14 protein-coding genes are annotated in these 12,328 nt (G+C 70.1%); 12 read left to right on the top strand and 2 right to left on the bottom strand.

All coding sequences use genetic code 11. The features are described from left to right. Positions 1-168: 168 nt before the first annotated feature. The gene (locus ACWIGU_RS00305) at positions 169-603 is read right to left on the bottom strand and encodes a substrate-binding domain-containing protein (RefSeq protein WP_454395869.1); all 435 of its coding nucleotides are present in this window, start codon (positions 601-603) and stop codon (positions 169-171) included. Positions 604-793: 190 nt separating this feature from the next. On the opposite strand from ACWIGU_RS00305, the gene ACWIGU_RS00300 reads away from it, so the two are divergent. Beyond that, the gene (locus ACWIGU_RS00300) at positions 794-994 is read left to right on the top strand and encodes a hypothetical protein (RefSeq protein WP_454395868.1); all 201 of its coding nucleotides are present in this window, start codon (positions 794-796) and stop codon (positions 992-994) included. A gap of 61 nt (positions 995-1,055) precedes the next feature. Here the strand turns inward: ACWIGU_RS00300 and ACWIGU_RS00295 are convergent, their stop codons facing one another. Beyond that, positions 1,056-1,646 carry a helix-turn-helix domain-containing protein gene (locus ACWIGU_RS00295; protein WP_329567908.1) on the bottom strand — a complete coding sequence of 197 codons (591 nt, stop codon included), beginning with the start codon at positions 1,644-1,646 and terminating at the stop codon, positions 1,056-1,058. 105 nt (positions 1,647-1,751) lie between these two features. On the opposite strand from ACWIGU_RS00295, the gene ACWIGU_RS00290 reads away from it, so the two are divergent. From ACWIGU_RS00290 to ACWIGU_RS00240, 11 genes are all read left to right on the top strand, one after another. Then, the gene (locus tag ACWIGU_RS00290) at positions 1,752-2,255 is read left to right on the top strand and encodes a flavin reductase family protein (protein WP_454395866.1); all 504 of its coding nucleotides are present in this window, start codon (positions 1,752-1,754) and stop codon (positions 2,253-2,255) included. Further along, positions 2,252-3,139: an MBL fold metallo-hydrolase gene (locus ACWIGU_RS00285; protein WP_454395864.1), complete on the top strand. Its 888-nt coding sequence runs from the start codon at positions 2,252-2,254 to the stop codon at positions 3,137-3,139. The genes ACWIGU_RS00290 and ACWIGU_RS00285 overlap by 4 nt, the downstream gene beginning before the upstream one ends. Further along, on the top strand, positions 3,136-4,338 hold the full coding sequence (locus ACWIGU_RS00280; protein WP_454395863.1) for an amidohydrolase family protein: 1,203 nt from the start codon (positions 3,136-3,138) through the stop codon (positions 4,336-4,338). The genes ACWIGU_RS00285 and ACWIGU_RS00280 overlap by 4 nt, the downstream gene beginning before the upstream one ends. 101 nt (positions 4,339-4,439) lie before the next feature. Beyond that, entirely contained in the window at positions 4,440-5,186 is a 747-nt protein-coding gene (locus tag ACWIGU_RS00275) for an ABC transporter ATP-binding protein (protein ID WP_454395861.1), read from the top strand. Positions 5,187-5,188: 2 nt separating this feature from the next. Continuing rightward, positions 5,189-6,193, top strand: coding sequence for an ABC transporter permease subunit (locus tag ACWIGU_RS00270; RefSeq protein ID WP_454397206.1), 1,005 nt, complete (start codon positions 5,189-5,191; stop codon positions 6,191-6,193). 54 nt (positions 6,194-6,247) lie between these two features. Further along, on the top strand, positions 6,248-7,417 hold the full coding sequence (locus tag ACWIGU_RS00265; protein ID WP_454395859.1) for a hypothetical protein: 1,170 nt from the start codon (positions 6,248-6,250) through the stop codon (positions 7,415-7,417). Beyond that, on the top strand, positions 7,417-8,814 hold the full coding sequence (locus ACWIGU_RS00260) for an FAD-binding oxidoreductase (RefSeq protein ID WP_454395857.1): 1,398 nt from the start codon (positions 7,417-7,419) through the stop codon (positions 8,812-8,814). Before ACWIGU_RS00265 ends, ACWIGU_RS00260 begins: the two co-directional genes overlap by 1 nt. 2 nt (positions 8,815-8,816) lie before the next feature. Beyond that, positions 8,817-9,590 (top strand): creatininase family protein, encoded by a 774-nt coding sequence (locus ACWIGU_RS00255; protein ID WP_454395855.1) that lies wholly within the window; start codon positions 8,817-8,819, stop codon positions 9,588-9,590. A gap of 39 nt (positions 9,591-9,629) precedes the next feature. Further along, complete coding sequence (locus ACWIGU_RS00250; protein WP_454395853.1) at positions 9,630-10,058, top strand: cupin domain-containing protein; 429 nt, start codon at positions 9,630-9,632, stop codon at positions 10,056-10,058. Further along, positions 10,055-11,578, top strand: a complete 1,524-nt coding sequence (locus ACWIGU_RS00245; protein WP_454395851.1) for an amidase — start codon at positions 10,055-10,057, stop codon at positions 11,576-11,578. The genes ACWIGU_RS00250 and ACWIGU_RS00245 overlap by 4 nt, the downstream gene beginning before the upstream one ends. Then, complete coding sequence (locus ACWIGU_RS00240) at positions 11,571-12,323, top strand: cysteine hydrolase family protein (RefSeq protein ID WP_454395849.1); 753 nt, start codon at positions 11,571-11,573, stop codon at positions 12,321-12,323. The genes ACWIGU_RS00245 and ACWIGU_RS00240 overlap by 8 nt, the downstream gene beginning before the upstream one ends. Positions 12,324-12,328: the final 5 nt, after the last annotated feature.

Raw genomic sequence — 12,328 nt, 5'->3', positions numbered from 1 at the left:
ACGCCGTGGCGGCGGTGTTCATGGTCTGGTGGGCCCGGCGTTCCGACCGCACCGAGGGACGCCGCCGGCCGTGGCCTTCTCCTCCACCGTCGTCGACGTCAGCCCGTTCTCCACCGGCGGCGGCACAGTCCTGGCCAGGCCTCAGTGCCCGACGAACAACCCTTCCAGCTACGCATGGTCACCGGTGAACTGCGGCTGTGGATTCCCGTATGACCAGGCGCGGACGGAGCACCGCCTCGCGGGCACTGGTACGGCCGCCGTCCAGGCGCTCGACTGCGCACCGCCTGGGTGGATTGTTCCTGGGTTCTGGCTGACGGTGGTGAGGTTGAAGCAGCTCAGCCGGGACAGGGCGTCGTAGCCGGCGACGGAGACCCGGCCCGGCACCTGGACGCCGGCCGCGCGCAGGGTGGTCAGGACGCCGATCGCGCTGCGGTCGTTGAACGCCACCACGGCGGTCGGCAGTTCGCCCTCCGAGAGGAGTCGACGGCCGGCCTGTTCACCGGCCTGTTCGGTGGAGTCGTTTGGCAGGACACGGATCTGGGCGTCGAATCGTGGCGATGGTGCCCATGCCGCCGTCGACTTTGCGCCTGCCGAAAACCCCATCCGTGCAGTTCAGGCGGCGTTCCGGTATTCGTGGAGGACTCCGCCGAGGCGGTCTGTTCGGTGTACGTCGAGGTGGTCGATCTGTGTGCGAGGGAGCGGTTCGGGGACGGTGCGCAGGGGCGCTGCTTGCTGCATTGCCTGGTGGGGCCGGTGGGTGTTGTAGTGCAGTTCGAACTGACCGCGCCCCGACGTGGCACCGGACCTCTACTCCCGTTTCCCGGACGGTGTGCGCATCGTGCTGGGCTCACCGGTGACGAGCGCGACCCTGATCGCCTTCGGGCTGAACCTGGCCCTCAACCGGACCCGCCCGGCACCCACGGCGGACGGCGAGACAGAGGCAGAGATGCAGACTCGGCCGACGCCCACCACCCCGGCGGAATACGTCCCATAGCGCAGGTCCGTCGTCGAGCCGGCTGAACGACCTCTACAACTGTCGCTCTTTGCTCGGCGTTCTAGCGAGGGGCGTTCTGCACGGTGAGGATGTGCACCCCGGAGGGGTCCTGATCCTCCAGAACCCGCCAGCGGTGCGGGGTTCCGCCTGGGTAGAGCAGGCTGTCACCGGCGTGGAGGCGGTGCAGTTCGCGGCCGCCGGGGCCCAGTAGGTCGACCTCGATCGCGCCGTGTGTCACATAGAGGAACTCATCGCCCGGGTGGTCGTAGTACTCCTCGAAGTCGGTGGGTCCTCCCGTGTATTCGACCGGATGGACGGCGAATTGGGGTGCTCCGAGCATCCGGGCCGAGCCGCCGCTGTTGGCGACGGGGGTGCCGGTCCCTTCCCGTACGACATGGATGTCGGCGGGGAAGGTTGCCGAGTGCGCCAACAGGGCCTGTTGGGTGGTGCCGAGCGCCTGGGCGATCCGGTGCAGCGAGGGCATGCTCGGGCGGGTCAGCCCGCGTTCCAGCTGACTGAGGAAGGGGTGCGAAAGGCCTGCGCTGCCCGCGAGTTGGACAAGGGTGAGGCCGCGCTTCTTGCGTAGCCGACGGATCGCGTTGCCGAGCTGCTGGTCCGGATCGGCGGGGGTTTCGGTGGGGCGGTCTGCCATGGCGGAAATCCTAAGCCGTTACTTCGGAGTGGGATTTACTCCCGCGAAACACATGTCTCTTACGCTCAATGTTGATGTGACGAACATTCTAGGCGAGGAGCCCGAATGACCGCGACCACCGCCGACCGACCCGCCACGGCCGGGTTCCTCGATGCCATGGCCGCCCTCGCGGGCGGCGTCTGCGTCGTGACCGCCGCCGCGGCCGATGGCACACCTGCCGGATTCACCAGCACCGCCGTGATGAGCCTCAGCCGCGCGCCGCAGTTGATCGCGATCGGTGTCCAGCGCGGCAGCCGCACCCTGCCGCTGCTCCGGGACGGCGGCAGGCTCGCCCTCAACATCCTTGCCGCGGAAGGTGAAGCCGTCTCGCGGCGGTTCGCCGATCCGACCGTCGACCGGTTCGCCGGGCTGGAGTGGACGACGGGAGCGGGGGGTGTGCCGCTGCTGCTCGCGCAGAGCGCGTACGCCGTTCTGTGCCGGGTACGGGAAGAGGTGGCGGCCGGGGACCACGTGCTGCTGATCGCCGAGATCGACGAGATCATCCCCGGCCGAGGCGGGGCCGGCGCTCTCGTCCACCACGCCCGCCACTACCACGGCATCGGCGCATGAGCGGGCGCGACTGGTTCTCGGTACGGGAGACCGGACCCGGGACCTTCCTCATCGCCGAGCCCGGGCACGTCAACAGCTATCTCGTCGTGGGCGACGACCTCGCCCTGCTGTACGACACCGGGATGGGTATCGGGGACATCGGGCGCGAGGTGCGCGCGCTGACCTCGCTGCCGCTGCTCGTCGTCAACTCCCACCACCACTACGACCACCGGGGTGGCAACGCCTCGCTTGTGGGCGAGGCCAAGGACTTCGCCGTCCACGAGGCGGGCGCAGACCTGCACGGCGAGCCCGCGCCGCGCGAGTGGCTCGAGACGTACGGGCACATAGCCCAGGACATGCGACAGCGCTACATCGAGCTGAGCGCACTCTCCGCCGAGGGCTTCTTCCTGACCGACTCGCGGATCGAGGTGCGGCCCGTCCCCGAACTGACCCAGTGGCGTATCGACGCGGTGCGCCCGACCCGGCTGCTCAGGGAAGGGGAGCAGCTCGATCTGGGCGGCCGGAGGCTGCACGTCCTGCATACCCCCGGGCACTCGCCCGACGGCATCTGCCTCTGGGAGCCCGGGAGCGGCCAGCTCCTCGCCGGCGACACCCTGATCAGCGGCACCTTCTTCGCCCACGTGCCGGGCGCCGATGTGCCCGCATTCGCTGCATCGACTCGGCGACTGGCCGAGCTTCCGGTCAGAACAGCCCTGTTGGGACACAACCTCCGCCACCGTGAGGGCCATTACTTCGTGGGGCGGGTCGCCGAGGCTTTCGACCAGGTGGTACGCCGACGAACCCGCCCGGTCCGTCGCCAGGACATGTTCGGCGCGCCCGCGATGTGGCACGCCTTCGATGGCTTCGCGGTACTCACCGCACCGGAGAACGGGGACGTGCGATGACGGCGACGGCACTGCTGCTGCGCGGGGCGCGGCTGCCCGAAGGGCAGGTCCGGGACGTACTGATCGAGGACGGGCGGGTTTCGGCCGTTGCGCGGGCCGGTCAACTCCCCTCCGCCGGTGAGGAGATGGACCTCTCCGGCTTCCTGCTGCTGGCCGCCCCCGCCGAACCCCACGCCCACCTCGACAAGGCCCTCACGTGGGACCTGGCCGGTGCACCGCCCTGCGACCTGCCGGGGGCGGTCGCCGCCTGGCACGGCTATGCGGAGCAGGTGACGGAGGAGGGCGTGCTGGTCAGAGCCCGCCATGCCCTGGACGAGTTGGTCGCCAATGGTGCGACTGCCGTCCGCACCCACGCCGACGTCCTGCCCGGCCCCGATCCGCTCCGAGGGCTGCGGGCGCTGCTGCGGCTGCGCGCGGAGCTGAGTGAGCGGGTCGCGCTGCAGATCGCCGTACTGCACGTCGAGGCGCCCGACGAAGTCCTCAACCAGGCGCTCGAGTTGGGGGCCGACCTGCTCGGTGGCTGCCCGCACCTCTCCGACGACCCGCAGGCCGCTGTCGCCCGGGCCCTGACCATCGCCGAGCGGCATGGCGTCGGTGTCGATCTGCATGCGGACGAGCATCTCCGTCCGGACCCGAAGGATCTGCTGCTGCTCGCCCAGGCGGTACGGGACCGGGGCTTCGCCCACGGCGCGACCGCCAGTCACTGCGTGGGGCTGGGCGGCCTGGACCCTGCCGAGGCCGCCCGGATCGCCAAGGAGGCGGCTGCATCCCGGATCGGGGTCGTCGCACTGCCGCTCACCAACCTTTACCTCCAGGGCCGCGATACCCCTGCCCGCACCCCGCGCGGTCTGACCGCCGTACGCGCCCTCCTGGATGCGGGCGTGCCCCTCGCCGGGGGCGGCGACAACATCCGCGACCCCTTCAACCCGGTGGGCAGGGGCGACCCGCTGGAGACCGCCGGACTCCTCGTCACGGCAGGTCACTTGACGCTGCGCGAGGCCGTCCATGCGGTGACCGCCGGCGCCCGCACGGTTCTCGGGCTGCCCGCCGCAGGGCCGTACGAGGGTGCGATCGCCGACCTCCTCGCCGTACGGGCCGACACGCTCTCCGGGGCCGTCGGGGCCTCGTACCCGGACCGGATTGTCTTCAAGGGCGGGCGAGCGGTGAGCCGTACCACGGTGATCCGCGAAGCGCTCTGACTGGTCCAGGGCGTAAACGCCCGAGACATCCTCGCGAAACAATGAATGTTGATGCTACGAACATCAGTGAACGCATCACAGTCCTGACGGAAGGAGCCGACGTGGCGACAGCAGTGCAGACGGCGCTGAGTTTCGCAGCCGTCGACAAGCGTTTCGACAGCGGGACCACCGCGCTCTCGGGTGTGGATCTCCGCGTCGGGGCCGGGGAGTTCGTGGCGGTCGTGGGCCCTTCCGGATGCGGGAAGTCCACACTGCTGCGGCTCGCCTCTGGGCTGGATGCCCCCAGTGCGGGGGAGATCGACACCCCGGGCGGGGACGTCGGTTACGTCTTCCAGGACGCCACCCTGCTGCCCTGGCGCAGCGTCCTCGCCAATGTGGCGCTGCCGGCCGAACTGGCCGGCCGCCCCAAGAACGAACGGCACGAGCGCGCCATGGACGCTATCCGTCTCGTCGGCCTCGACGGCTTCGAGAAGCAGCTGCCGGGACAGCTCTCGGGCGGGATGCGGATGCGGGTCTCGCTGGCCCGCGCGCTGATGTTGCGCCCCGCGCTCTTCCTCTTCGACGAACCCTTCGGCGCGCTGGACGAGATGACTCGGCTTCGTATGCAGGAGGAGCTCCAGCGGATCTTCGCGGAGACGGGTTTCGCGGGTCTCTTCATCACACACTCGGTGACCGAGGCGGTGTTCCTGGCCAACCGGGTCGTGGTGATGTCGGCCCGACCTGGACGTATCACCGCCGAGTTCGAGGTGCCGTTCGCTCACCCCAGGCCTGCATCGCTCCGTTACGAACCGGAGTTCGCCGCGATCGCGGGCGCGGTCTCCGCAGCCCTGCGAGGAGACGCCCAGTGACCATGAACACCCCGGCCGCCGACGTGCCGACTGCCCACGCGACCCCTGCCGCTTCGGTCACAGTCGGCTCGAGCGGTGAACCGTCTGCCGCCTCCGAGCCGGTCGTCACCGGTTCGAGCGCTGCCGCTCCGGCCCACGAGGGGAAGGCCTCCGGGCGCCAGTCCGATGCTGCCGCCGGTGCCACAGCCGAGACTTTCCCGGCCGCCGAGGCGCCCGTCCGCACCCGCCGCAGCCCCGTCGCCCTGCTCGCCCCCATCGGCTCGCTCGTCGTCGCCATCGGCCTCTGGTACGCGGTGAGTTACCTGCTCCTCCCCCCCGCCCGCCGCTTCCTCGTACCGCCCCCGCACCAGGTCCTCCAGGTCGCCGTCCTCGACTGGACCCACCTGCAGTCCATGCTTCAGGCCCTCGCCCTCACCGCGCAGGTCGCTCTCGCCGGGCTCGCCATCGCCGCCGCCCTCGGCATCACCGGGGCCGTCGTGATGAGCCGCGCCCGCTGGCTGGAGCGCTCCCTCTATCCGTACGCCGTCATCCTGCAGACCGTCCCGATCCTCGCCATCGTCCCCCTCATCGGCCTCTGGTTCGGCTTCGGCTTCACCAGCCGGGTCATCGTCTGCGTCCTCATCGCCCTCTTCCCGTTGATCGCGAACACCCTCTTCGGACTGCAGTCCGTGGACCGCGCACACCACGACCTCTTCACCCTCCAGAAGGCGAGCCGCCGCGACCGCCTGCGCAAGCTCGAACTGCCCGCAGCGCTCCCCGCCATCTTCACCGGGCTGCGTACCTCCTCCGGGCTCTCCGTCATCGGCGCGATCGTCGGTGACATGTTCTTCAAGCAGGGCGCGCCCGGCATCGGCACCCTCCTCGATGTCTACCGCTCACGCCTCCAGTCCGAGGACCTCTTCGCCGCGATCATCCTCGCCTCCCTCTTCGGGGTCGCCGTCTTCGCGCTCTTCACACTCCTGTCCCGCCTCGCCATCGGTTCCTGGCACGCGTCCGGCCGCAGCTGAGCCGGCCCCACCCCCTCTCCGCTTCCTCGTCAGAGCCCCTTCCGGGAGACAGCCATGCCAATTGCCGTCAGAAGAAGCCTTGTTGCGGGACTGAGCGCCTCGCTTCTTCTCGCCGCCACCGGCTGCGGCGCCGGCGCAACCACCGCCGCCGGTTCGTCCGCCGACCTCAAGCCCGCCCCCGCCGCCCAGCGCCTCGACACGGTCTGTCCCGCCACCGTCGTCGTCCAGGCCGACTGGGAGCCCGAGGCCGAACACGGCCCGGTCTACAACCTCGTCGGCCCCGGCTACACCGTCGACACCGACAAGAAGCGGGTCACCGGCCCCCTCGTCATCGGCGGCAAGGACACCGGCGTCAAGATCCAGGTACGGGCGGGCGGTTCGGCCGTCGGGTTCCAGAGCCCCGCCTCGGAGATGTACATCGACCAGTCCATCACCCTCGGCATGGTCACCACCGACAGCGCCATCCAGGCGGCCGGCAAGCAGCCCGTCACCGCGGTCGCCGCGCTGATGAAGAAGAGTCCGCAGGTCCTGATGTGGGACCCCAAGACCCACCCGGGCTGGAAGACCGTCGCCGACATCGGCAGGAGCGGCGCCAAGGTCGTGTACCGCGACGGCGAGGTCTTCGCCCCGATGCTGGTGGCGAAGGGGCTCATCAAGAAGAGCCAGCTGGACGGGAGTTACGACAGTGCGCCGTCCCGTTTCGTCGCCGACCCCTCCATCGCGCAGCAGGGCTTCGCGACCGCGGAACCTTACCTCTACGAGCATGAGATCGCCGCCTGGAAGAAGCCGGTCAGGTTCCAGCTGCTGTCCGATGCCGGCTACACCGTCTACCCGCAGGCGCTCTCCGTCCGCACCGGCGCGCTGAAGAAACTCAGCCCCTGCCTGAAGAAGCTGGTCCCCGTCATCCAGCAGTCGGCCGCCGACTTCGCCGCCGCACCGGACACCGCGGTGACACTCATCGACGACATCGTCAAGCAGTACGGCACGAGCTGGGTCTATTCCAAGGGCACCGGCCAGTACGCCGCCAAGGAGATGGTCAAGCTCGGCATCCTCGGCAACGAGGTCGACGGATCGATCGCGAGCTTCGACAAGAAGCGGGTCGCCGACTCCCTGAAGACCTTCGGGCCGATCCTCACCAAGGGCGGCGTCAAGATCCCGGCCGGGCTGAGCGCCGACGACCTGGCGACCAACGAATTCATCGACACCAAGATCGGAATGAAGTGATGGCCGTCGACCCCAAGGGCACGACCCTCTCCGCTGCCGAACTGCGCCGGATGACCGAACTGGTCACGGACGACGCGATGTTGGGTGCCGGACCAGGTGCCACGCACCGCACCCCCGGCATCGAGGAATTCTGCGCGGAGGCCGTCGCACTACTGGGCGAGGAGGCCGTCGTACGCGAGGACTCCGCCCTCGACAAGGCGTCCCGTGACTGGGCGCACATGTCGCCGATCCTCGCCGCCAAGCTCCCCGCCGGTCGCGCCGAGGTGGTGTTGCGCCCGTCCTCGTACGAGCAGATCCAGTCCCTCGTCGCCCTCGCCCATCGCCTGCGCATCCCGCTCACCCCGCGCGGCAAGGGCACCGGCAACTACGGCCAGGCGATCCCGCTGCACGGCGGCGCCGTTCTCGACCTCACCGGATGCGGACGCATCCTGGGCGCGGGCAACGGGTGGATCAGGGCCGAGGCGGGCGCGAAGATGTCCGACCTGGAGGCGCATGCGCGCACGCTGGGCCAGGAGCTGTGGATGTTCCCCTCCACCTTCGGGACATCGCTCGGCGGCTTCCTCTCCGGTGGGAACGGCGGCACGGGATCGCTCGCCAACGGCACCAACGGGCACGGTTTTGTACGAGAGTTGACCGTCGTCCCGTGCACAGCGGAGGCCGAGCCCTTCACCGTACGCGGCGAGGAAGCACTCCCGTACATCCACGCCTACGGCACCACCGGCATCACCACGACCGCGACCGTCGCCCTCCAGCCGGCCCACGACTGGACCGGCCTCTTCGCCTCCTTCGACACCTGGACCTCCGCCACCGCCGCACTCTCCGACCTCGTGCGTCTGGAGCCCGCCCCGCGCCTGGTCTCCCTCGACGAGCCCGGCCTCGTCGAGACCTTCGAGGCCGACCCGGCCCTCGACCCAGCCGCGCTGAGCGTCCGCGCGATCATCGAGGAGCGGGCCGAGGACGATGCTCGGGCGATCATCGAGAAGCAAGGCGGCCGGGTGACGGAGGTGCGTCCCGCGCCGCACGGTCCCGCCCTCATCTCCTCGCTCTCCTTCAACCACCCCACGTACCACCTGATGAAGGCCGAGGACGGCTACTTCCACCTGGAGGTCGGCGGGGACGTACTGCTCGGCGACCCGGCGGCGGTCAAGGCCGTCTTCCCCGGGACGGTGCTGCACCTGGAGGGGATGCGCTCGGGGACCGTCGGCATGCTGATGGCGCACTACCAGGACGAAGCCACCGTGTACGAGGGGATCGCCGCCCTGGAGGCGCTGGGCGTCGGCGTCCATGACGTCCACAACTGGTACGTCGACCGGCGCCTCGACCTCGTCCGTGCCACCGCCCGTACCGCCGACCCGCTGGGGCTCCTCAACCCCGGCCACCTCCTGGGAGCGCGCTGACCATGACCTTCACCCGCTTCACCGACCTCAGCGGACCGTCGGTCACCGACCTGTCCTCCGACACCGTGGCCGTCCTTCCCGTAGGCGCGATCGAGCAGCACGGGCCCCATCTTCCCGTCGCCACGGACTACTTCATGGCGGAGGCGATAGCGGACGGCGCGGCCCTGGCCGCATCCGACAGCTGCGACATCACGCTGCTGCCGGGCCTCGCGTACGCCAAGTCCGACGAACACGCCTGGTCGCCCGGGACGCTGTGGCTCAGCGCCTCGACGCTCTTCGCGGTACTGGACGACCTGGGACGCTCTCTCGCCACGGGGCCCGTCCGGCGGCTCGCGTTCCTCAACGCGCACGGCGGCAACAGCGCGCTGCTGGGAGTCGCTCTTCGTGAACTCCGCACCAAATACGGTCTGTTCACCTTCCTGCTGCACGCCGCGCTCCCCGCGGACCAGGGCGGCGCGTCCCCGTCCGGCGAGCGGGGTCTGGGGGTGCACGGCGGGCTGCACGAGACCGCGGCGATGCTCCACCTCCATCCGGAGACTGTGGACATGTCGCTGGCCGAGCGGAGTGTTCCCGAGCATCTGACCGCCTACGAGCACATCGGCTTCGGCAAGTCCGTCTCCTTCGGCTGGACGAGCGACGACTTCGGTACGGGCAACGGCGTCATCGGCGACCCCACCGGAGCCACCCCCGAACTCGGCCGCAAACTCGTGGACACCGCGATCGCCGACAACGCGGCCGCATTGCGCGAATGCGCCCGCTTCCTGCCTTCCGCCTGACCGCCTCTTCCTGAACGCCTGACGTCGAGGACACCTGCCATGGCCATCCCCCCGCTCCACAAGCCGCTCAGCGAGATCAACGCTCACCACATCACCGCAGGCGACACGGTCAAGCTCGCCGTCCTCACCGGACCGGCTGACGGCTCACCGACCACCGTCGTCTTCGAGGTGTGGGAGCCGGGCGGCGCCCAGCCGCTCAACTGGCATTCCGAGTCCGTGGAGACCTTCGTGGTGCTCGCGGGCGAGGGCCGCGCGGTCAGCGATGAGCACGAACGCGACCTCGCACCGGGTGATGTCCTCGTCCTGCCCGTCGGCTCCAAGCATCGGATCACCAACACCTCGGCCACCGAGCGGCTCTACACCCTCACGATCATGTCCCCCGACGAGGGCTTCGCCGACCTGATCCAGCGCGGCCCCTACGCGGTGCTCGACGACGCGGACCTGGCCGTCCTCGGAGCCGCCCGATGAGTGAACTCCTCGACGCCTTCTGGTCGTACGAACAGGCCCTCGGCGCCAATGACGTGGCGGGCCTCGACCACTGGTTTCTGGACTCCCCGGACACGGTGCGCGCCGAGGGGTCCATGGTGCTGACCGGGCATGCGGCCATCTCGGACTTCCGTCGCGGCCGCAGCGGAGGAGCCCCGGCCCGAACGGTCGAGCGCGTCCATGAGGTGCGCATCGCCGAGGACGTCGCCGTACTGACCGCCGAAACGCTGCGGGCCGGAGGGTCGCGCGGGATGCAGACACAGGTGTGGCGGCTGACGGGGGAGGGCTGGCGGATCGCGGCCGCTCACGTCAGCGCGGTGCCGGATCCGGTGGCGGACGAGGCTTTGGACCCCGCGGTGTGGCGGGTCGTGGGCGAGCCGCTGGTCGCCGGGGCGCAGGAGGGACCGCTCGCCGGTGTACGTACTGCCGTCAAGGACCTCTTCGCTGTTGCCGGACAGCGGATCGGCGGGGGCAACCCGCAGTGGCTGGCCGATGCGCCGATGGAGCACCGACATGCCGACGCAGTAGGGGTATTGATCGGCGCGGGCGCCCAGCTCGCCGGGATTGCCCAAACCGACGAACTCGCCTTCAGTCTCGCCGGGACCAACATCCACTACGGCACCCCCGTCAACCCCGCCGCCCCCGGTCGGATCACCGGCGGCTCCAGCAGCGGCCCGGCAGCAGCGGTCGCCCGCGGCTGGGTGGATCTGGGGCTGGCCACGGACACCGCGGGCTCGATCCGGGTCCCCGCCTCCTACTGCGGCCTCTACGGCTGGCGCCCCACCCACGGAGCCGTCCCCACCGGCGGCCTGCTCCCGCTGGCCCCGTCCTTCGACACGGCGGGACTGCTCGCCCGGGACCCCTCCCTGCTGCGTACAGCGGCGAAGGTGCTCCTGCCCCGGGACGACGAAGCCCCGATGACCACGCTTCTGGTCGACGACGCCCTCACCGCGCTCGCCGAACCCGAGGTCCAGGCGTCCTTCGAGGCCGCATGCCGGGCGCTTTCCCTCCGTATCGGCCTGGAGCTCGTACGGACCGACACAGGCATGGCCCCACACCTGGAGGAGTGGCTGCTCGCCTTCCGTACCGTCCAGGCGGCCGAGGCATGGGCGGCGCACGGGGAGTGGATCGAGAAGCACCCAGGCGCGCTGGAGGCCGACATCGAGGCCCGCTTCGCCGGGGGGAGCCTGGTCACGGAGGGTGAAGTGCGTGATGCCACCTCCGGGCTCCTATCCGCTCGTTCGGTCATCGGCGAAGCCCTCCCGCCCGGTACTGCGCTCCTTCTCCCCGCCACGAGCAGCCCGGCTCCCCGCCCCGATGCGACACCGGCCGAGGTCGAGACCGTACGAGCCGCAACCCTCCGCCTCACCTGCCTTGCCTCGCTCGCCGGGCTGCCCGCCGTCACCATGCCCCGGCTGCGGGTCCGCGACCTCCCGGTCGGCCTCTGCGCGATCGGCGCACCGGGCACGGACCACGCCCTCCTGGAGCTGACCCATGCATGAGATCGGCCCCAACTCCCGCAACTCCTGGCGCGCGGACGTCACACACGTCGACCTCCGCCGCCCGCAACGCCCGGCCCGCCCCGTGACCGTGGAGGCCCAGCCCCAAATCCTGACGTTCGACCTGACCTCAACGGCGATCGTCGTCATCGACATGCAGAACGACTTCTGCTCGCCCGACGGCTGGCTGGCCTCGATCGGCGTGGACGTGTCCCTGGCCCGCGCCCCCATCCCCATACTCCAGCGGCTCCTCCCCGCCCTCCGGACGGCCGACGTCCCCGTCATCTGGCTCAACTGGGGCAACCGCCCCGACCGCGCGAACCTCCCGCCCGGTGTCCTCCACGTCTACGACCAGGATGGAACCGGAAGCGGCCTAGGATCCCAACTGCCCACTGGGGCCAGGGTCCTGGAGCGCGACAGCGCGTCCGCCGACATCACCGCACCCCTCTTTGCACCACCCGGCGACCTGCACATCGCCAAGTACCGCATGAGCGGCTTCCAGGACACCGAACTCGACAGCGTCCTGCGCAATCTCCGCGCCGACACACTCCTCTTCGCCGGAGTCAACGCCGACCAGTGCGTCCTCGCCACCCTCATGGACGCAGCGAACCTCGGCTACGACGTGCTGATGCTGGAGGACGCGGTGGCCACCACCTCACCCGCGTACTGCATGGACGCCACCGTCTACAACGTCCGCCAGTGCTTCGGCTTCACGCTCACCGCCGCCGACCTCGAGGAAGCCCTGTGACCCTC

Source organism: Streptomyces sp. NPDC055400, from assembly GCF_053644375.1.
The sequence above is the reverse complement of the archived record's forward strand: the minus strand, read 5'-3'. Positions and strand labels throughout refer to the sequence as shown.